Origin of the sequence: Cryobacterium breve, assembly GCF_004402375.1 — a bacterium.
Classification (GTDB): domain Bacteria; phylum Actinomycetota; class Actinomycetes; order Actinomycetales; family Microbacteriaceae; genus Cryobacterium; species Cryobacterium breve.
In genome coordinates this window covers 181661-200606 of record NZ_SOGJ01000022.1, presented here as the reverse complement: position 1 = coordinate 200606, position 18946 = coordinate 181661, and the positions used below count along the sequence as shown (strand labels likewise).

Here is an 18946-nt window from a genome sequence, read left to right as displayed (position 1 = left end):
TAGTGTTTGGCGATGCTCACGACCAGGCGCAGGTTGGCCTCGATGAAGAGGTTCTTCGCGCGGCGGCCGTCGTGGGCGAGCCAGGCCAATTCCCGTGCGAGCGACGGGTCGTCGACGCCGTGGGCCAGCTTGTCGGCGGCGAACAGGCCCACCTCGATGCGCTGGGCCAGCGTCACCTCGTCGACGGCGGAGAGCAGGGGACCCTTGCCGATCTGGCGCAGGTAGTCGCCGAAGGCATCCGTCGACGCGCTGTACCGGGCCGGCGCGGTGGTGGCAGGCCGGCTCTGTTTCGTGACGGTGCTCATCGCAGAACCGCCGTGTCAGGTGTCCGGCACAGGGCGAGGCTGGCCGTGGCCCGGTCGAATGACGAGAAATACGACCGTTCTCGGGGTCGGCCGAAGTTCGTCACTTCGAAGGCGTCGTCCACGCGCTGGATGAATCCAACGAGGGCGGCCGGGTCGCCGTCGGCGACCATGCGGTCGCTGACACGCCATTCCGTGGGGGAGAGTGCATTGATGCCGATGTCTCTGATATCCATGGGGTGGGGATTGTTGCTTCGCGCGTCTTCGTTGAGCGCTTGTCGAGTGCCGGTGCGGGTCATCACTACCTCCGAGTCTTTCTCAAGAAATAAGTACACATGGTGAAATCGAGGCCCTCAAGGGGGTTGACTTCGACCCCCGAAGAGGGGTAGATCTTCCCCCGTGGGGTGCCGTTGCCGTCGTCCCTGGGGCCGACGGGAGCCATACGTCGCCCGCGTAGGCTGGAGTGCATGATCGAACAGGTTTCCGAAATCTTCGACCCGACCCAGTGGCAGGAGGTTGCGGGCTTCGAGCGCCTCACCGACGTCACGTACCATCACGACGTGACCGGGAGGATCGCCCGGGTGGCGTTCAACCGGCCCGAGGTGCGCAACGCCTTCCGCCCGCACACGGTCGACGAGTTGCATGCGGCCCTCGAGGACGCCCGCGTCAACCCACGGATCGGTGTGGTGCTGCTCACCGGCAACGGCCCCAGCCCGAAGGACGGCGGCTGGGCGTTCTGCTCGGGCGGCGACCAGCGCATCCGTGGCAGGGACGGCTACAAGTACGCCGACGGTGAGACCGCCTCCGGCATCGACAAGGCCCGCGGTGGCCGGCTGCACATCCTCGAGGTGCAGCGGCTGATCCGGTTCATGCCCAAGGTCGTCATCGCGGTCATTCCCGGCTGGGCTGCCGGCGGCGGGCACTCCCTGCACGTGGTCTGCGACCTCAGCATCGCCAGCGCCGAGCACGGCAAGTTCAAGCAGACGGATGCCGACGTGGGCTCCTTCGACGCCGGCTATGGCAGCGCGTACTTCGCCCGCCAGGTGGGGCAGAAGACTGCGCGGGAAGTGTTCTTCCTGGCCCGCGAGTACTCGGCGCAACGCGCCTTCGAGATGGGGGCCGTGAACGCTGTCGTGCCGCACGCCCAGCTCGAGGTGGAGGCCCTGGACTGGGCTCGCACGATCCTGACCAAGTCGCCCACCGCCATCCGGATGCTGAAATTCGCCTTCAACGCCGTCGATGACGGGCTTGTCGGCCAGCAGGTCTTCGCGGGGGAGGCCACCCGCCTGGCTTACGGCACCGACGAGGCCGTCGAAGGGCGCGACGCCTTCCTGGAGAAGCGCGACCCCGACTGGGGTCCCTACGACTGGCAGTTCTAGGCGACCATGACTCGCCCTCTCACGGTGCTGCCGGTCGGCGACCCGCTCGCCCTGATGAGCCCGTTGCGGCTGGCCCTTGCCAACACGGGAGACGCGGTCCTGCCGGTACCCGGCCACGGTCCGGCGCCGGCTCTGGCCGGGCTGGCCCGGGTGCCGAGGCAGGTGTCGGTGGTGATCGAGACGTCCGGGTCGACGGATGTCCCCAAGCGCGTGATGCTGAGCACCGACGCCCTTCTGAGCAGCGCCGCCGCGTCCAGCGCCTACCTCGGCGGGGCCGGCCAGTGGCTGCTCGCTCTGCCCGTGCACTACATTGCAGGCGTGCAGGTCCTCGTGCGCTCGATCGTGGCGAACACCACTCCCGTGGTGCTGCCGGGCGGGCACTTCGACCCGGCGGGGTTCACGGACTGGGCGGAGCGTCTCACCGAGCCGCTGCGGTTCACGGCGCTGGTTCCTGTGCAGCTGGCCCGGCTGGTCGAGGCGGCCGGCGCCGACCGCCGCCTGCTTGCCGTGCTGCGGCGATTCCAGGGAATCCTGGTCGGCGGGCAGGCGCTGCCTCCCGAGCTGGCCGAGCGCTCCTTCGGCCTCGACCTGCGGGTCGTGGCCACCTATGGCTCCTCGGAGACCGCCGGCGGCTGCGTCTACAACGGGACACCGATCGGCAACACCGAGGTGCGCGCGGTCGACGGACAGCTGGAGATCGCAGGCTCCGTGCTCGCCGAGGGCTACGTGGGTGATCTCGCGCGCACCGGCGACCGCTTCATCGAGATGCACGGCGAACGCTGGTACCGCACGCGTGACCTAGGCGAGGTGGATGCCGTGACGGGCTTCGTGCGCGTGCTCGGCCGAGCCGACAACGTGATCATCTCCGGCGGCGAGAAGGTGTCGCTCGACGCGGTCGAGCGGGTCGTGCGATCGCTGCCGGGCCTCGGTGACGCGGTCGTGGTGGGCCGGCCCGACCGGCAGTGGGGGCAGGTTCCGGTGTTGGTCCTGCCGGGCGTGGCATCCGTCGCCGACGACACGGCGGTGATTCTCGGCCGGATCGGGGAGGCCGTCGCATCCGCTCTGGGCAAGGCCGCCAGGCCCGTGCGGCTCGTTCGGGTGGCGGCGATCCCGCAGCTGTCCACGGGCAAACCCGACCTCCGGGCGCTGGCCCGGATGCTCGCCGATCTCTGACGCCCGGCACGTACTATGTAGGCGTGGCACATGGAGCGCGGCCGGTCAGGCCCTCACAACGACGATTGAACCCCTCGGCAACGACGAACCCGGTGAACCGGGGCGGCAAGTCGGGCAACCCGGCACGTCGGAACGTCCCCGCCGGCAGTCGCCCGGCACGGACCGGACCGGCCACGGCCGGTGACTGGGTCTCCGGCGCGCGGTTGCGCACGTTGCCGCTGGCGATCGGCCCGGTGGCGCTCGGCACCGGCGCCGCGATCGTGGCCAGCGGCCCCGGCGTCTTCCACCCGGTGCGTGCACTGCTGGCGCTGATCGTGGCCCTGTGCCTGCAGATCGGCGTGAACTACGCCAACGACTACTCCGACGGGATTCGCGGCACCGATGCCAACCGCATCGGCCCGGCCCGGCTGACCGGCAGCGGGGCAGCCCAGCCCCGCGCGGTGCTCACCGTCGCCGCCTCGTTCTTCGCCCTCGCCGCGCTCGCCGGCCTCACCCTGGTCGTGCTGACCGGGCAGTGGTGGCTCCTGTTGGTGGGCGCGGTCGCCATCGTCGCGGCCTGGTTCTACACGGGGGGCCGCAGGCCCTATGGCTACTCCGGTCTCGGCGAGGTGTTCGTCTTCGTGTTCTTCGGCCTCGTGGCCACGACCGGCACGACCTACGTGCAGGTAGGTACGGTGAACACCGAAAGCTGGCTGAGCGGCGTGGGCATCGGCTTGATCGCCATGGCCGTGCTGATGGTCAACAACCTGCGCGACCTGGCACCGGACCGCGCATCCGGTAAGCGCACCCTCGCGGTGCTGATCGGCGGTACGGCGTCGCGCGTGGTCTTCTGCCTGTTCCTGCTTCTGGCATTCGTCATCGCCGCCTTCTTCGCACTCTTCTACCCGCTGGCCTGGCTCACGTTCTTCGTGCTGCTGCTGGCCGTGCCGGCCGGACTGATCACGGTGACGGCGAGGACCTCGGCGGAACTCGTGCTGGCCCTCAAGCTGACCAGCGTCACGGCCCTGGCGTACGGGCTGCTACTGGCTCTCGCGTTCGCGCTGTAGGTCGGTCTCGGCCGCGCGCTCCGCGGCCAGGTCCAGGGCGGCATCCTCGGACTCGGCGTCGGGGTGCACCGACTCCTTCTCGGGGTGGCGGGCCTGGTAGAGGCCCAGTGCGACTTGCTCGCGCGGCTTCCGCAGCAGGATGAACGACAGCGACGCCCCGATCAGGGCGGACGCGATGGCCGCGATCCACCACTCGATTCGGAGTGCGAGCATGGCGGCGAGAGGGACGGCGAAGAGGAGCACGCGGAAGACCGAGTAGGACACCCAGGCGGGAACAGCTTTCATGGCCTCAGTGTAGGTCGCTGGCCTGTGAACCACTCACCGATCTCACGGGTGGGAGCCATACACTGTCGTTATGGTCCGCCTGTGGTTCGCTCTTGGAGTCGTCGTTGTCGTCCTCACCGTCTATACGTTGGTCGACTGCGCGCTTCTTCGTCGATCCCGGGTTCGCGGGCTTCCGCGCTGGGTCTGGATCTTCGTGATCGTGCTCATCCCCGTGATCGGGCCGGTGCTCTGGCTGCTGATCGGCCGCGGCCGTGCGAGCACGGGCAAGGTCATGCGCTCGTTCGCCCCGGACGACGACATCGAGTTCCTCAAGGGTCTGGACCGCGCCAAGTCCGACCAAGAACGACTCCGGGCCCTTGAGCAGGAGCTCGCTGACCTGGATGAACCGGATCCCCGCGACCCTGGTTCTGGCCAGACCGGAACCGCCGGCCAGGCCGGATCCCCCGGCCAGGCCGGAAAGAGCGGCCAAGCCGGAAAGAGCGGCCAGGCAGGCCCGTCCGGGTTCGAGCCGAAAAAATCCGAGCCGGGCGAGGGTGACCTTCCCGGCCGGCGGGATGCCTGACATCGGCGCCAGCGGCAGCCCGGCAACAGACTTCAGCGTCTCTCTCCTGGGTGAATTCGTGCGTCTCGGCGTGCGCGACGTGGTTCTGAGTCCGGGCGCCCGTTCGCAGGCCCTCGCCCTGGTCTGCGCGGAGCTGGAGCGGATCGGGCAGATCCGCCTGCACGTGCGTCTCGACGAGCGCGGCGCGGGCTTCCTCGCGCTCGGGCTTGCCGTCGAGTCAGGCCGGCCGACACTGGTCGTCTGCACCTCGGGAACGGCCGTGGCGAACCTCCACCCCGCCGTGCTCGAGGCGCATCACTCCGGGGTCGCCATGATCCTGCTGACGGCCGACCGGCCGAGCGAGCTGCGCGGCATCCGCTCGAACCAGACCACCCTGCAGCCCGGCCTGTTCGGCGTGGCGACGCGCCTGTGCATCGATGAGCCCGCACCGCACGGCGCGGGCGCCGAGCCGGGCGCCGCCATCTCCCTGGCCCGCCGGGCAACGGATGCCGCGACCGGCCTCCGCTCGCTCGACCCGGGTCCGGTGCAGCTGAACCTTGCCTTCCGGGAGCCGTTGTCGGCCCCGGTCACCCTGACGCCCGAACTGATCTCGGGCCCGGCCGGACTCGCCGAATCGGCTGCTGTGCTCTCCGAGCCCATCCTGTCCGCCGACCGCCCCGAACCGGTATTCCTCGTCGCGGGCGGTCCGCGCACCGTGGTCATCGCGGGAACCGGCGCCGGCCCCGAGGCCGAGGAATTCGCTCGCGCCGGGGGCTGGCCCTTGCTGGCCGAGGTCTGCAGCGGCGCCCGGTTCGGCCCGAATCTGGTGTCGGCGTACCGTGAGCTGCTGCTGGCCTCCGATCTGGGCGGCCGGGTCGAACGCGCGGTCGTGTTCGGTCATCCGACGCTCAGCCGCGAGGTTCCGGCAATGATCGCGCGCGAGGGTGTGGAGACCATCGTGGTGGCGCCCACCGGTTCCGAATGGTTCAACCCCGGACGCCGGGTGCGCGTCTTCGCCCGCGCGGCCGCCCCCGACGCCACGGCCGTTGAAGCGGCCGGCACCCCGGACGGACGCGAATGGCTGGGACGCTGGGTTATGTCCAGCCGCCACCTGCTGGCCGCCGGGGCCGCCCGGGAATCAATCCCGATGAGTGACCGCGGGATCACCCGCGAGGAACTCGCCGCCATGCGCGCGCCGGTCACCCGGCCCATGCTCGCCGACGCCGTCTGGCGCTCCTCCTGGCCGCACGACCGTCTCGTCTTCGGTGCCTCCCGACTGATCCGGGTCGCCGACCGCCGCGTTCCAGGCAAGAAGATCTCCGTGCACTCCAACCGCGGCCTGGCCGGGATAGACGGCACGGTGGCCACGGCCATCGGCATCGCCTTGGCGAGCCAGACCGGGCCGGCGCCGCAGTCCACCGGCGTCACCCGGCTGGTCGTGGGCGACCTCACCCTGCTGCACGATATCGGCTCGCTCCTGCTGACGCCGGGGGAGGCTCTCCCACGCCTGCAGATCATCGTCGGCAACGACGGTGGCGGCACCATTTTCGACGGCCTCGAGGTGGCGGCATCCGCTCGCGCCGAGGCCATCAACCGGGTGCTCTTCACCCCGCAACAGGCCGATCTGGCCAATCTCGCCGCGGCTTACGGCTGGTCCTACGGCCTGGCTGCCAGCCGGAGCGATTTGGAGCGGGCCCTGACCTCGCCGCATGCCGGGCCGAGCATTCTCGAGGTTCCTCTGGTCCGCTAGACCACTCCGGTTCGATAGACCACGAAAGGCGCATCATGGCAGAACGCAGTGAGCAGGAATTCTGGGCCGGGGAACCGAGGGCGCTGCTGCGGGTGGCGCCCGGGTTCCGGCTCGCGGACGTGGATCCCGGCTCCACGCCGGGCTTCGACGGAGTGGCCAAGGACAACGCCGACGAGGCCCTCGCCAGCGGGGTGGGCGTGTTGTCGGATCTGCAGGAGAGACTTTTTGCCAACAGTCGGTCCGGAGACCCGCGCAGGGTGCTCCTCGTGCTGCAGGCCATGGACACGGCCGGCAAAGGTGGCGTCGTGCGCCACGTCGTCGGTGCCGTCGACCCCCAGGGCATCCGTCTGCATGCGTTCAAGGCGCCCACCGACGAGGAGCGGGCCCACGACTTTCTCTGGCGGGTGCGCAAACGGCTGCCCGACGCCGGGCTGATCGGCGTCTTCGACCGGTCGCACTACGAGGACGTGCTCGTCGGCCGCGTGCGCGCGCTGGCCCCGGAGGCAGAGATCGAGGCGCGCTACGGACTGATCAACCGGTTCGAGCAAGAACTCGTCGACGCGGGCACCACCATCGTCAAGGTCATGCTTCACATCGGCTCGGACAACCAGAAGTTACGCCTGGCCGAGCGGCTGGAACGACCCGACAAGCACTGGAAGTACAACCCTGGCGACATCGACGAACGGATGCAGTGGCCTGCCTACCAGCAGGCCTACCAGATCGCCCTTGAACGCACGTCGAACGACGCCGCTCCCTGGTTCGTGGTGCCGGCCGAGAAGAAGTGGTACGCCCGCCTGGCCGTGCAGCACCTGCTCATCGACGCCCTGCAGCGCCTGAACCTGTCCTGGCCGCCAGCGACTTTCGACGTCGAGGCCGAGAAGGCCCGCCTCGCCGCCACCTGACGTTTCAGCTCAGCCGAAGGCTTCGACGACGGGGCGGAACTTCATCCGTGTTTCCGCGAGTTCGCGCTCGGGTTCGGAGTCCAGGACGATTCCGCAGCCCGCGTAGGCCGTGACGCCGCCGGCCGGGCTGACCTGAGCGCAGCGCAGGGCGATGGCCCACTCGCCGTCGCCGTCGGCGCCGACCCAGCCCACGGGGCCGGCGTAGCGACCACGGTCGAACGGCTCGAGCTCACGGATCAGGGCGAGCGCAGCCTCGGTGGGCGTTCCCGCGACCGCGGCCGTCGGGTGCATGGCGGCGATCAGGTCGAGGGAGTTCGATCCGTCACTGAGGGTGCCTTCGACATCCGTCGCCAGGTGCCAGAGGTTCGGCAACTTCACGGTGAACGGGATTTCGCTGGTGGTGAGGTGCGAGGTGTGCGGGCGCAGCGAGGCGAGCACGCTCTGCACCGCGAAGGCGTGCTCGTCGCCGTCCTTGGCCGACGTGGCCAACTGGAGAGCCGCCTCCAGGTCGGAGGCGGCATCCGCGCCGCGTGACATGGTGCCGGCCAGCACGCGCGCGTTGACCTCACCGTGGTCGGCGCGGATGAGGGTCTCCGGGCTGGAGCCGACGAGGCCGTCGACCGCGTACGTCCAGCAGTCGGGATAGCCCAGCGCCAGTTCGCTGATGGCTCGGCGCAGGTCGGACTCGGCCGGCAGGCGCCCGACCAGGTCGCGGGCCAGAACGACCTTGTTGAGGTCGCCCTCGGCGATGCGGGAGACCGCGTCGCCGACCGCAGCGCGGTAGCCGTCGGGAGGAAGCGCCCCAGGCAGGAGCCTGATGCGGTACTCGGTGCCGAGCGGACGCAGGGCGAGGGGGATATCCGGCGGCGTGCTGCCCGTGGGCCAGATGCGGGTGACCCAGCACTGGCCGTCGTCGCGCCCGATGATGACCTGCGGCACGATCAGCACACTGGTCTGGTCAGAGGAGGCGTCGAAGGCGAATGCCCCGAAGGCGAGCAGTCCGGTGCCTGTGCGGCCGATCGGGTCGGTCACGGTGGCGGCGGCGGCGACCTCGCGCCAGGCGGCGGCGGCATCCGTGAGTCGGGTCCCGCCGGTGAACTCGAGCCGCAACGCCGTACCGATGCCGGCCAGACCCTGGTTGCGACGCATCCACAGGAGCGGTTCGCGGGTGTCGAGCAGAAGAATCAATTGGCGGATGTCGGCGATGGGGGTGGTTTCAACCGATAGAGCCTGAGCATTCACCTGCACAGCCTATGCCAGCGGCTGTGGAGCGCCCCGCGCGTCCGTGGGCAATCTAGACTGAGTGAGTGAGTAGAGCAGACCTTAATAAGCAGCCCGAGCAGGTCGCTGCCATGTTCGATCAGGTCTCCACCCATTACGATCGCACGAACGCGATGCTGTCGGTCGGCAACGCCGCTCTCTGGCGGATGGCCGCGACCCGTGCCGTGAACCCGCAACGCGGCGAACGCATCCTCGACATCGCCGCCGGAACGGGCACCTCCAGCGTCGCCCTGACGAAAACGGGTGCGCACGTCGTGGCCGCCGATTTCTCCGAAGGCATGATCGCCGTCGGACGCGAGCGTCACGCCGACAACCCGCAGGTCGAATTCGTGCAGGCCGACGCCACGGCGCTGCCGTTCTCCGACAACGAATTCGACGCCGTGACCATCTCCTTCGGCCTGCGCAATGTTGTCGAGCCCAAGAAGGCCCTGGCCGAGTTCTACCGGGTGACCAAGCCCGGCGGGCGCGTCGTGATCTGCGAGTTCTCCACGCCGCCGCTCGCACCGATCCGGGTGAGCTACTTCGCCTATCTCAACCACGTGATGCCGCTGGTCGTGAAGCTCGCGTCGTCGAACGCGGAGGCCTACGACTACCTGGGCGAGTCGATCGCGGCGTGGCCGAACCAGTCCACCCTCAGCGCCTGGCTGCGCGACGCGGGCTTCGACTCCGTCGCCTACCGCAACCTGACCCTGGGTATCGTGGCACTGCATCGCGGCGTCAAGCCGGCAGGTGCGTCCATCGTCCCGTCCTGAATCCTCCCAGATCCGATCGATAGGCTGACAGAGTGAAACCGAGCATGCCCCTGTTCCGTCGCGGCGCGTCCGTGACGAGTCAGCTCGGCCTCAGCGATCGAATTTTCTCCACTGCCGAGGACCGCGGCCTGGCCGCCGGGATCGACGCGGGCATCGACCAGGTCGAGGCCAGCCTGCTCGCCGAGGTCACCTTCGCCGATGAGATCGCGAACGTCACCAGCCGTTACCTGCTCAAGGCCGGCGGCAAGCGCGTCCGCCCCATGCTGGCGCTGCTCACCGCACACCTTGGCAGCGGCAACCACGCCGACGTCATCACCGCGGCAACCGCGATCGAGATCACCCACCTGGCCTCGCTCTACCATGACGACGTGATGGACGACTCGGACAAGCGCCGCGGGGTGCCGAGCGCCCAGACGGTGTGGGGCAACTCGGTCGCGATCCTGACCGGGGATCTGCTCTTTGCCCGCGCGAACCAGCTGATGGCACGGTTGGGAGAGCGGGCCATCCGTTTGCAGGCCGACACCTTCGAGCGTCTCGTGCTCGGCCAGCTTCACGAGACCGTCGGGGCGCAGCCCGGCCAGGACCCGGTGGATCACTACATCCAGGTGCTCGCCGACAAGACCGGTTCGCTGATCGCCGCGGCCGCCCAGGCCGGCATCATCTTCTCCGACGCCCCCGCCGAGTACGAACAGCCCGTGATCGCGTTCGGCGAGAAGATCGGCGTGGCCTTCCAGCTCATTGACGACGTGCTCGACCTCTCACCGCAGCCGGAGGAGACCGGAAAGGTCCCCGGCACCGACCTGCGCGCCGGAGTGGCGACCTTGCCTCTGCTGCGCCTGCGTGAGCGCGCCCCGCACGACGCGATCGCGGCTGCTCTGCTCGAACGCCTCGAACGCGACGTCATGGCCAGCAACGGTGTCGCGACCCCGGAAGCCGACTCGGCGATCACCGCCCTGCGCGAGCACGATGTGACCGCCCAAACCCTGGCCGAGGCGCACGGCTGGGCCCGGGAAGCGGTCGAGGCCCTGGCCGCACTGCCGCACGGGTCGGTCAAGAAGGCGCTCACCCGCTTCGCCGACACGATCGTTGAGCGATCAAGTTAGAAAGGTTTCCATGACCAAGTTGCGATTGGCCATTGTCGGTGCGGGACCTGCGGGAATCTATGCCGCCGACATCCTGCTGAAGGCGGAACGGAACTTCGAGGTCTCCATCGACCTCTTCGATCACCTGCCGGCACCGTACGGACTCGTGCGCTACGGCGTCGCCCCCGACCATCCCCGGATCAAGGGCATCATCACGGCTCTGCGCGACGTGCTCGACCGAGGAGACATCCGTGTGTTCGGCAACGTGCAGTTCGGCCGGGACGTGACCCTCGACGACTTGAAGAAGCACTACAACGCCGTCATCTTCGCGACCGGAGCCGTGCGCGACGCCGACCTGGACATCCCCGGCATCGACCTCGAAGGGTCATACGGGGCAGCCCGGTTCGTCAGCTGGTTCGACGGCCACCCCGATTTCCCGCGCACCTGGCCGCTCGAGGCCCGGGAGGTCGCCGTGATCGGCAACGGCAACGTGGCACTGGATGTCTCGCGCATCCTGGCCAAGCACGCCGACGACCTGCTGAGCACCGAGATCCCGGCTAACGTCTACGCGGGGCTCAAGGCCTCGGCGGTGACGGATGTGCACGTGTTCGGCCGGCGCGGCCCCACCTCGGTGAAGTTCACCCCCCTGGAACTGCGGGAGCTCGGCGATCTGCCGGACGTGGACATCGTCGTTTACGACGAGGACTTCGACTACGACGACGCCGCTCGGGACGCCGTGGCCAGCAACAAGCAGGTCTTCGTGATCGACAAGGTGTTGAACAAGTGGCGGGAGCGTCCGGCCGGGACGGCCAGTCGGCGCCTGCACCTGCACTTCTTCGCCAAGCCCCTCGAAATCGTCGACGACGGAACCGGCCGGGTCGGTGCCATCCGTTACGAGCGAACGGCGCCGGATGGCCAGGGCGGCGTTGTCGGCACCGGGGAGATCCGCGAACTGCCGATCCAGGCGGTCTACCGCGCGGTCGGCTACTTTGGTTCGCCGCTGCCCGGTGTGCCGTTCGACAAGAAGCACGGAGTGATTCCCAACCGCGAGGGACAGGTGCTCTGGAAGGGCGACCCGTCGTTCGGTTCCAAGGGCGCCAACACCCAGATGTACGGCGTCTACGCGACCGGCTGGATCAAGCGCGGACCGGTGGGACTGATCGGCCACACGAAGTCCGACGCCATGGAAACCGTGCGGCACCTGATCAACGACCTCGGCAACTGGTGGCGCCCGGAGTCCCCGTCGGAGCAGAGCATCGTCACCCTGCTCGACGAGCGCGGGGTCGAGTACACGAACCTCGACGGGTGGCACAAGCTCGACCAGTATGAGCTCGCACTCGGCACTGCCGAGGGTCGCACTCGGATCAAGGTCGTGCCCCGCGACGAAATGGTGCTGGTCTCCCGCGCCCAGGGCTGACCTGCTCCGAACGAATTCGACGGAGATTTTCCTGCGGAAACGGTTTTTCAGCCGCAATTGTGGCGAAACCGGAAAAATCTCCGTCGAATTGGTTCGCACGCCGCACGGGGCAGGCACCCGGGGGCGGCGACGCCGCGGTGCGACTAGCGGAAGTTGACGAACTGCAGGGCGACGTCGAGGTCTTTGCCCTTGAGCAGGGACATGGTGGCCTGCAGGTCGTCACGGCTCTTCGAGCTGACCCTCAGCTCGTCGCCCTGGATCTGGCTCTTGACGCCCTTGGGACCCTCGTCCCGGATGATCTTGTTGATCTTCTTCGCGTTCTCCTGGTCGATCCCGGCTTTCATCGAGGCCTCGATGCGGAATTCCTTGCCCGACGCGAACGGGTCGCCCGCGTCGAGGCTGCGCAGGGAGATGCCGCGCTTGATCAGCTTCGACTCGAAGACCTCGAGGATTGCTTTCACGCGCTCCTCGGAGTTGGCCTTCATGAGTACCTTTTCGCCACTCATCTCGATCGAGGCGCCGACGTTCTTGAAGTCGTAGCGTTGCGCGACCTCTTTGTGGGCCTGGTTGAGGGCGTTGTCGACCTCCATCGGGTCGACCTTGCTGACGATGTCGAACGTTGAGTCTGCCATGCCTGCAATGCTACCGAGTGGACGGGCTATTCGCCGGGTCGTGCCGTGCTGGACCGCACCAGGAGCTCGAACGGCATGGGCGTGTTGAGGTCGGTGAGCTGGTTCTGCCCGGGACGCAGCTGGTCGAGCAGGATCTCGACGGCACTCTCGCCCTGCCCCTGCGGGAACTGCGCGATCGTGGTCAGGCCGAAGAAATCGGCCAGGTCGTAGTCGTCGACCCCGACCACCGAGACGTCCCGCGGCACGACGAGCCCGAGGTCGCGGGCGGCGAGGATGGTGCCGATCGCCATCTCGTCAGACGCCGCGAAAACCGCCGTCGGCCGGTTGTGCGGGCTGCCGAGGAGCTGCTTCGCCGCCTGGTAGCCGCCTCGCATGGTGAAGTCGGCAGCCATGAACAAGGCCGGGTCGGGAGCGATTCCGGCCGCCTCGAGGGCGCGTTCGTAACCGACCCTGCGGTTTGTGGGCAGGTGGAAGTCCAGGTCGAGGTCCTTGTTGCCGCCGAGATGCGCGATGCGGGTGTGGCCGAGGGCGAGCAGGTGCTCGGTCGCGTGCTGAGCGATGGCGACATCGTCCACCGTGAGAGTGCGCACGCCCTGGATGGGGCCGCCGACACCGACGAGCGGCTTCTCGAGGGCATGGAGCCGGGCCACCTCGCCTTCCGTGAGCTCGAGGGAAATGGAGATCACGGCATCCACCCGCTGACGCAGCAGGAAATGCTCGAACACGCTGCGCCGCTCGGCCTTGCCACCGGTCAGGCTGTAGAGGGTGAGGTCGTAGCCGTTGCGGAGCAGAGCCCGCTGGGCGCCTTCGACGACGCTGGAGAAGAACCAGCGATCGAGGAACGGGACGACAACACCGATGTTCTTCATCCGGCCCGAGGCGAGGCTCGAGGCGGTGGAGGACACGACATAGCCGAGTTCTCCGGCCGAGGCCTCTACTTTCAGTCGGGTGGCCGGCGACACGGGGCCGTTGCCGCTCAGAGCGCGCGACACCGTGGCCGTGGACACGCCGGCATGACGTGCGACCTCATCGATGCCGACCATCTGGATTCCCTCACAGTATGAAAAATATGCCCTCTCCGATCATAACGACCGACCGATACACGCCCGTCGCGCACGTTGATTTCTCACTGGGACACAAAACCTTGTATTCTGTCTGAGCGTCTCCGGTCACGTGTTCTGCATATGGTCGGGTGCGTATTGGCAAGTTACCCAAGTGGCCAAAGGGATCTGACTGTAAATCAGCCGTCTTAGACTTCGGGGGTTCGAATCCCTCACTTGCCACTCTTACTTCTGCATCACCTAGCGTTGAGTCATGGCCACCCGTGTCTCCACCGCCTTGCTTCGCCTCGCCCAGGACACCGCGCTCGCCGCGGGGGAATTTGCGGCCCGGCGGCGATCCGAGGGGGTGCAGCTCGCGGCGTCGAAGTCCTCCCCGGAGGACATCGTTACCCTGGCCGACCGCGAGACCGAATCGCTGATTCGGGCACTGCTGGCCACGTCCCGGCCCGATGACGGGTTCCTCGGCGAGGAATCGACGGCCGTGCATGGCAGGTCCGGGTTGACGTGGGTCGTCGACCCGATCGACGGCACTGTCAACTACCTCTACGGTCTGCCGTTCTGGGCAGTCAGTATCGCCGTTGTGGAGGGAGACCCTGACCCGGCCACCTGGACCACACTGGCCGGCGTCGTCTACAACCCGACCGGCGACGAGCTATTCACCGCGGCAGTCGGCGAGGGTACCTGGCTGGGTAATCGCCGGCTGCAGGTGGCGGCGGCCGTGCCGTTGTCGCTGGCGTTATTGGGAACCGGCTTCTCCTATCGCGCGGCCGAGAGGGAGCGGCAGGCGGATGTGGTGCGGGGGCTGATCGGCCAGGTGCGCGATATTCGTCGGATGGGGTCGGCCGCACTCGACCTGTGCTCGCTCGCCGCCGGACGGTTGAACCTGTACTACGAGCGCGGGCTGAACCCCTGGGACCACGCCGCGGGCGTGCTGATGGCGCGGGAGGCCGGAGCCCAGGTCGGAGGTTTCGGGGCCGACCGGGAAGGCCTCGACCTGCTTTTGGCCGGGGCACCTGACCTCTACCGGGCCTGCGAGCCCATCCTGGCGAAACTTTTCGAGGACTTCATGACCGACCCGCGGGCGTAACTGTCTGAACCGCTTTGAACGAGACGGATGCCCCGGAAACACGGCCAACCGAGGCGTTCCGGGCGGCCAGTCGGGCTCCCCGGAAAGGGCAGCGGGCGCCCCCGCTTTCGGGTGTCATTCGGGGTCCGTTTGTGCGATTCGGTGCCGCTAGGCGGTATCCTGTAGTGATTCGTTACTTTGGCCGTGGCCAAGATGACCGTCCGTCACCCTGTCCGACGCGCCGAAAGAAACTATTCCTGTGCACTCTCACTCCGTATTACCGGCTGCCTCGGCGCTGGGCGTGAGTGACCCTCTGGAACGTCCCCTCACGCGTCGCGAGTTGCGCGAGCGCGAGCGGATGGAGCTGTCGCCCCTGGAGCTCGCCGAGGCCGCAGTCGCGGCTGACGAAGCGACAGACACCCCGGTTGAGATCCGGACCGATGAGATCCTGACCGAGTCCGTGGTGCCGCTCTCCCCAGACGCTGAGCGGCTGATCGCTGCCGGCCTGCACGAGCCCGACCTGTTCCTGGCGGCACCGGCAGCGACACCGGACGCTGACGACGTCAAGCAGTCGCAGGCGGCCGTCTCCGCCGTGACGACGTCCACCGAGATCCCTTTTCCCACCCGGGCCCGTCGCCGCGCGGAGGAGTCGGACCCGAGCTCAACTCGCCCCCGTCGTGCGTCGGCCCGCGAGCGCTTGGCCCCCTCGGTTCGCCCGAAGACCGCAGCAGCAGCGCCGACCAGCCCCCGCACCACAAGCGCGGCTCCGACCGGCCGGATGCGCAAGGTCGCCGCCACGAGCATGTCGATGGTCGCGATGGCCTTCGTTGCGCTGATGGCCGTGTCCACGTCCCTTCCGGCCGAGGCACTGCTGTCCTCCGCCGATGTGCAGGCCGCAGCCCAGGTCGCTCAACAGAGCACCCGGAACGAACCGGCTCAGACGCTCGCCATGGACGGCGGGGCGGACACGATCTCGGTGGAGCGTGACGGCTACCAGTCGAAGACCGTCGCCGAGGTTGCTGCGGCCAGCGGCATCCGGATGGAAGCCACCTTCACGAACAACCCCAACGGCACCGTTCAGTGGCCATTCTCCGTGGGCGTGCACATCGGTGACCAGTTCGGTTTCCGCGACTGCGCCGGCTGCTCCTCGAACCACGGCGGACAGGACTTCAACCCGGGCCTCGGTGCGCCCATCCAATCGATCGCCGACGGCGTCGTGCGCTTCGCCGAAGACGGCGAAGGCAGCCTGGGCGTGCACATGATCATCGACCACATGATCGACGGCAAGCTCGTCTCCAGCGTCTACGCGCACATGGTCCACGACTCGATGCTCTTCAAAGCGGGTGACGTGGTCACGGTTGGCCAGGTCATCGGTCAGGTCGGCAACACGGGAATGTCCACCGGCCCGCACCTGCATTTCGAGATTCGCGTCGGCGGCATGAGCGGCACGAAGGTCGACCCGCTCGTCTGGTTGTACGCCAACACGAACTAGGTGTTCACGAGTCCGGCTGCGCGAGCCGGACTGCTCCCACCCGGCTGCCCAAGCCAGGCAGACGTGACCTAGCCGTCGGTGCCGGTCTCCGCCTCGTCGTCGGCGTCTGACGCGGACCCGGCGGCCCGGGTGCGACCCATGGCCGCGAGCAGCCCGCCGGGCAGAGCCAGCTGCGACAGCCCGGCGATCTCCAGCAAGTCGTTCTCGGTGCTGCCGCCGGGTTCCATGGCGAGCACCTGGTCGTGCAAGCCCTCCATTTTCAGGTCGAGCCGGTTGGCGACATCCGCCGCCTGCTTGAGGTCTGAGACCAGGTCGACCGGAACCGCGCCGCGGTACTTGTAGTAGATCTTGTGCTCAAGACTCGCCCAGAAGTCCATCGCGACCGTTCGGATCTGGATCTCGACCGTGACCTCGTCGACACGGTCGGACATGAAGACGGGGATGTCGGCGATCAGGTGCAGGCTCTTGTACCCGTTCGCCTTCGGGGTGGCGATGTAGTCCTTGACCTCGAGCACGGTGACGTCGAGCTGACTGGTGAGCATGTCGAGGATGCGGTAGGTATCGGAGATGAAGCTGCAGGTGATGCGGATGCCCGCGATGTCCTGGATCTGGGCACGAATGTCGTCGAGGACCAGCGGGCAGCCCTTGCGCACGGCCTTTTTCAGGATGCCATCGGGCGACTTCAATCGCGACGCGACATGCTCGATCGGGCTGTAGTCGTGGATGGAGGCGAACTCCTCCTTCAAGATGTTGATCTTCGTCATCATCTCGTCGGTCGCGAACTTGTACGCCAGCATGAACCGGGTCAGTTCGGTCTTCAGCTCGCGGAGTTCGCCGAGGTCGGTGCCGTGTTCGGTTCCGCTGTCGATCCCCGTGCTGCTCACCGTTGCTCCTTCTGGGCGCACACAGATCGAGCACCATTTCCCGATTGTCCCATGAGGGGCTGCTGGGCCGCTGATCGTCGGTGCCCGCCCTCCCAGAACCGGGCATCCTCTCCACTGCCGTAGCCCGGCTCCGCAGGGTGCGCCGCGAGGGCGGGCGAGACGGGCGGCGGGCCGGCGTGGGCCTAGGCGCGCAGCCAGACCGTGGTGTCGCCCGGCAACGTGTTGCCAGGCAGCGGGCCGCTGGCGAGCAGCAGTTCGCCGGCGGGCAGGGGCACGGATGCCGCACCCGTGTTCGCGACGACCGTCACCGCGCCGTTGGTAAACGCCACGATCTCGTCAGCGTGGCCGTGCAGCCACTCCACCGAACCCAGTCCGAGGGCATGTTCGCGGCGCAGGCGCAGGGCCAGCGTGTACAGCTCGAGGGTGGACCCCGCGACGCCGGCCTGCGCGTCACGGGCGAGCCCCGCCCACTCCTCCGGCTGCGGCAGCCAGCTTGCAGCCGAGGGGCCGAAGCCGTAGGAGGGGGAGGCGGCCTCCCAGGGGAGCGGCACGCGGCATCCGTCGCGGCCGTATCGTTCTCCATTGGTGCGGAACCAGGTGGGGTCCTCGCGTGCGGAGTCAGGCAGGTGGACGACCTCGGGCAGACCCAGTTCCTCACCCTGGTAGAGGTAGCTGGAGCCTGGCAGCGCGAGCATCAGCGCCGAGGCGGCCCTGGCCCTCTGCAGGCCGATCACGGCGTCGGGCAGGTCGGGCGTGTTCGGCCCGATTCCATGACCTTGCAGGTTCTCGTGGTTGAGCGCGAGGCGGGAGGCGTGGCGCACCACATCGTGGTTGGAGAGCACCCACGTGCTCGGGGCGCCGACCGCGCCGAACGCGGCGAGGGAGTCGTCGATCACGCGTCGGAGCGTGGGGCCGCTCCAGGGGGTCTCGAGGTAGGCGAAGTTGAACGCCTGGTGCATCTCGTCGGGGCGCACCCATTCGGCTACGTGGCTGAGCGGGTCGACCCAGGCCTCGGCCGCCAGGATGCGGTCGCCCGGGTACTCGTCGAGGATGAGGCGCCAGTCCCGGTAGATCTCGTGCACGCCATCCTGGGCCCAGTAGGGCGCGGTGGGGGCGGCACCGGGGATGCTGCCGAGGTCCGGGACCGTGGCGCCGCCCATGCTGCCGCCCTCGACCGGGGTGTAGTCGGGCAGGCCGGTTTCCTTGATCATGCCGTGCGCGACATCCACCCGGAAGCCGTCGGCGCCGCGGTCGAGCCAGAAACGCAGCACGTCGCGGAACTGCTCACGCACCCAGGGGTTGTCCCAGTCGAAGTCGGGCTGAGTGGTGTCGAAGAGGTGCAGGTACCACTGGCCCGGCGTGCCGTCCGCGTTCTGGATGCGGGTCCAGGCCTTGCCGCCGAAGACGGAGTCCCAGTTGTTCGGCGGCAGTTCGCCGTTCTCGCCCGTACCGTCACGAAAAATGTAGTGCGCGCGATCGTCGCTGCCCGCCGGCGACGCGAGGGCAGCCTGGAACCACGGGTGGTCGCTCGAGGAGTGGTTCGGGACGAGGTCGACGATGACACGGATGCCCAGGTCGTGCGCGGTGCGCTGCAGGATGTCGAAGTCGGTGAGAGTGCCGAACCGCGGGTCGACATCGCAGTAGTCGGCCACGTCATAGCCGGCGTCGTGCTGCGGTGAGGTGTAGAACGGCGACAGCCAGATGGCGTCGATGCCGAGGCTCTTTAGAGCCGGCAATCGGCTCGTCACGCCGGCAAGGTCGCCCATGCCATCGCCGTTGGCGTCCGCGAAGGATCGGGGATAAATCTGGTAGATAACGGCGGTGCGCCACCATTCTGTGCCTGTCATGGGGAAAACCCTACGGCATTCTTCACAGTGTGCAAGCGGTTGCATGGCATCTCG

19 protein-coding genes and 1 tRNA gene are annotated in these 18946 nt (G+C 68.1%); 12 read left to right on the top strand and 8 right to left on the bottom strand.

Annotation, left to right across the window (positions count from 1 at the left end; genetic code table 11):
* The coding region (locus tag E3O65_RS09890) for a sigma-70 factor domain-containing protein (RefSeq protein WP_277870776.1) at window positions 1–305 on the bottom strand (305 nt) is incomplete at its 3' end.
* Window positions 302–538: a hypothetical protein gene (locus E3O65_RS09885; RefSeq protein WP_134363553.1), complete on the bottom strand. Its 237-nt coding sequence runs from the start codon at window positions 536–538 to the stop codon at window positions 302–304. The genes E3O65_RS09890 and E3O65_RS09885, both read right to left, overlap by 4 nt.
* 231 nt (window positions 539–769) lie before the next feature.
* Between E3O65_RS09885 and E3O65_RS09880 the strand changes: the two genes are divergently transcribed.
* The 3 genes from E3O65_RS09880 (at window position 770) to E3O65_RS09870 (ending at window position 3900) form a co-directional block, all read left to right on the top strand.
* Entirely contained in the window at window positions 770–1681 is a 912-nt protein-coding gene (locus E3O65_RS09880; protein ID WP_134363552.1) for a 1,4-dihydroxy-2-naphthoyl-CoA synthase, read from the top strand.
* Window positions 1682–1687: 6 nt separating this feature from the next.
* Window positions 1688–2854, top strand: a complete 1167-nt coding sequence (locus tag E3O65_RS09875) for an AMP-binding protein (protein ID WP_166785717.1) — start codon at window positions 1688–1690, stop codon at window positions 2852–2854.
* Between the two features lie 65 nt (window positions 2855–2919).
* On the top strand, window positions 2920–3900 hold the full coding sequence (locus E3O65_RS09870) for a 1,4-dihydroxy-2-naphthoate polyprenyltransferase (RefSeq protein WP_134363551.1): 981 nt from the start codon (window positions 2920–2922) through the stop codon (window positions 3898–3900).
* On the opposite strand, the gene E3O65_RS09865 is transcribed toward E3O65_RS09870, so the two are convergent.
* The gene (locus tag E3O65_RS09865; RefSeq protein WP_134363550.1) at window positions 3874–4185 is read right to left on the bottom strand and encodes a DUF4229 domain-containing protein; all 312 of its coding nucleotides are present in this window, start codon (window positions 4183–4185) and stop codon (window positions 3874–3876) included. The two genes, E3O65_RS09870 and E3O65_RS09865, sit on opposite strands and share 27 nt — an antisense overlap.
* A gap of 70 nt (window positions 4186–4255) precedes the next feature.
* Between E3O65_RS09865 and E3O65_RS09860 the strand changes: the two genes are divergently transcribed.
* From E3O65_RS09860 to E3O65_RS09850, 3 genes are read left to right on the top strand one after another with little or no spacing between them, the layout of a single operon-like run.
* Window positions 4256–4747 (top strand): PLDc N-terminal domain-containing protein, encoded by a 492-nt coding sequence (locus E3O65_RS09860; protein ID WP_134363549.1) that lies wholly within the window; start codon window positions 4256–4258, stop codon window positions 4745–4747.
* On the top strand, window positions 4740–6476 hold the full coding sequence (gene menD, locus E3O65_RS09855; RefSeq protein ID WP_134363548.1) for a 2-succinyl-5-enolpyruvyl-6-hydroxy-3-cyclohexene-1-carboxylic-acid synthase: 1737 nt from the start codon (window positions 4740–4742) through the stop codon (window positions 6474–6476). The genes E3O65_RS09860 and menD overlap by 8 nt, the downstream gene beginning before the upstream one ends.
* A gap of 35 nt (window positions 6477–6511) precedes the next feature.
* On the top strand, window positions 6512–7378 hold the full coding sequence (locus tag E3O65_RS09850; protein ID WP_134363547.1) for a polyphosphate kinase 2 family protein: 867 nt from the start codon (window positions 6512–6514) through the stop codon (window positions 7376–7378).
* 9 nt (window positions 7379–7387) lie between these two features.
* Here E3O65_RS09850 and E3O65_RS09845 read toward each other — a convergent pair whose 3' ends face one another.
* Complete coding sequence (locus E3O65_RS09845; protein ID WP_241985635.1) at window positions 7388–8620, bottom strand: isochorismate synthase; 1233 nt, start codon at window positions 8618–8620, stop codon at window positions 7388–7390.
* Window positions 8621–8685: 65 nt separating this feature from the next.
* On the opposite strand from E3O65_RS09845, the gene ubiE reads away from it, so the two are divergent.
* The 3 genes from ubiE to E3O65_RS09830 are packed head-to-tail and all read left to right on the top strand — an operon-like array spanning window position 8686 to window position 11910.
* Window positions 8686–9411 carry a bifunctional demethylmenaquinone methyltransferase/2-methoxy-6-polyprenyl-1,4-benzoquinol methylase UbiE gene (ubiE, locus tag E3O65_RS09840; protein WP_134363546.1) on the top strand — a complete coding sequence of 242 codons (726 nt, stop codon included), beginning with the start codon at window positions 8686–8688 and terminating at the stop codon, window positions 9409–9411.
* A 32-nt stretch (window positions 9412–9443) separates the two neighbouring features.
* Entirely contained in the window at window positions 9444–10514 is a 1071-nt protein-coding gene (locus tag E3O65_RS09835) for a polyprenyl synthetase family protein (protein ID WP_422386416.1), read from the top strand.
* Between the two features lie 10 nt (window positions 10515–10524).
* Window positions 10525–11910, top strand: coding sequence for an FAD-dependent oxidoreductase (locus E3O65_RS09830; protein WP_134363545.1), 1386 nt, complete (start codon window positions 10525–10527; stop codon window positions 11908–11910).
* Between the two features lie 143 nt (window positions 11911–12053).
* Here the strand turns inward: E3O65_RS09830 and E3O65_RS09825 are convergent, their stop codons facing one another.
* Both E3O65_RS09825 and E3O65_RS09820 read right to left on the bottom strand, forming a co-directional pair.
* The gene (locus E3O65_RS09825) at window positions 12054–12542 is read right to left on the bottom strand and encodes a YajQ family cyclic di-GMP-binding protein (protein ID WP_134363544.1); all 489 of its coding nucleotides are present in this window, start codon (window positions 12540–12542) and stop codon (window positions 12054–12056) included.
* A 26-nt stretch (window positions 12543–12568) separates the two neighbouring features.
* Complete coding sequence (locus tag E3O65_RS09820) at window positions 12569–13585, bottom strand: LacI family DNA-binding transcriptional regulator (RefSeq protein WP_134363543.1); 1017 nt, start codon at window positions 13583–13585, stop codon at window positions 12569–12571.
* Window positions 13586–13743: 158 nt separating this feature from the next.
* On the opposite strand from E3O65_RS09820, the gene E3O65_RS09815 reads away from it, so the two are divergent.
* The 3 genes from E3O65_RS09815 (at window position 13744) to E3O65_RS09805 (ending at window position 16161) form a co-directional block, all read left to right on the top strand.
* Window positions 13744–13825: transfer RNA gene (locus tag E3O65_RS09815), tRNA-Tyr, on the top strand.
* A gap of 31 nt (window positions 13826–13856) precedes the next feature.
* Entirely contained in the window at window positions 13857–14690 is an 834-nt protein-coding gene (locus tag E3O65_RS09810; protein ID WP_134363542.1) for an inositol monophosphatase family protein, read from the top strand.
* A gap of 280 nt (window positions 14691–14970) precedes the next feature.
* Entirely contained in the window at window positions 14971–16161 is a 1191-nt protein-coding gene (locus E3O65_RS09805; RefSeq protein ID WP_134363541.1) for a M23 family metallopeptidase, read from the top strand.
* Window positions 16162–16229: 68 nt separating this feature from the next.
* Here the strand turns inward: E3O65_RS09805 and E3O65_RS09800 are convergent, their stop codons facing one another.
* Together E3O65_RS09800 and E3O65_RS09795 are read right to left on the bottom strand one after the other, a co-directional pair.
* Window positions 16230–17045: a GTP pyrophosphokinase gene (locus E3O65_RS09800; RefSeq protein WP_338419183.1), complete on the bottom strand. Its 816-nt coding sequence runs from the start codon at window positions 17043–17045 to the stop codon at window positions 16230–16232.
* A 182-nt stretch (window positions 17046–17227) separates the two neighbouring features.
* Window positions 17228–18892 carry a glycoside hydrolase family 13 protein gene (locus E3O65_RS09795; RefSeq protein WP_241985634.1) on the bottom strand — a complete coding sequence of 555 codons (1665 nt, stop codon included), beginning with the start codon at window positions 18890–18892 and terminating at the stop codon, window positions 17228–17230.
* Window positions 18893–18946: the final 54 nt, after the last annotated feature.

What these genes read in the sequence shown, in the direction of transcription:
- E3O65_RS09885 (WP_134363553.1), bottom strand. Translation starts at nt 538, where the DNA reads ATGGATATCAGAGACATCGGCATCAATGCACTCTCCCCCACGGAATGG.
- E3O65_RS09880 (WP_134363552.1), top strand. Translation starts at nt 770, where the DNA reads ATGATCGAACAGGTTTCCGAAATCTTCGACCCGACCCAGTGGCAGGAG.
- E3O65_RS09875 (WP_166785717.1), top strand. Translation starts at nt 1,688, where the DNA reads ATGACTCGCCCTCTCACGGTGCTGCCGGTCGGCGACCCGCTCGCCCTG.
- E3O65_RS09865 (WP_134363550.1), bottom strand. Translation starts at nt 4,185, where the DNA reads ATGAAAGCTGTTCCCGCCTGGGTGTCCTACTCGGTCTTCCGCGTGCTC.
- E3O65_RS09860 (WP_134363549.1), top strand. Translation starts at nt 4,256, where the DNA reads ATGGTCCGCCTGTGGTTCGCTCTTGGAGTCGTCGTTGTCGTCCTCACC.
- menD (WP_134363548.1), top strand. Translation starts at nt 4,740, where the DNA reads ATGCCTGACATCGGCGCCAGCGGCAGCCCGGCAACAGACTTCAGCGTC.
- E3O65_RS09850 (WP_134363547.1), top strand. Translation starts at nt 6,512, where the DNA reads ATGGCAGAACGCAGTGAGCAGGAATTCTGGGCCGGGGAACCGAGGGCG.
- E3O65_RS09830 (WP_134363545.1), top strand. Translation starts at nt 10,525, where the DNA reads ATGACCAAGTTGCGATTGGCCATTGTCGGTGCGGGACCTGCGGGAATC.
- E3O65_RS09825 (WP_134363544.1), bottom strand. Translation starts at nt 12,542, where the DNA reads ATGGCAGACTCAACGTTCGACATCGTCAGCAAGGTCGACCCGATGGAG.
- E3O65_RS09820 (WP_134363543.1), bottom strand. Translation starts at nt 13,585, where the DNA reads ATGGTCGGCATCGATGAGGTCGCACGTCATGCCGGCGTGTCCACGGCC.
- E3O65_RS09810 (WP_134363542.1), top strand. Translation starts at nt 13,857, where the DNA reads ATGGCCACCCGTGTCTCCACCGCCTTGCTTCGCCTCGCCCAGGACACC.
- E3O65_RS09795 (WP_241985634.1), bottom strand. Translation starts at nt 18,892, where the DNA reads ATGACAGGCACAGAATGGTGGCGCACCGCCGTTATCTACCAGATTTAT.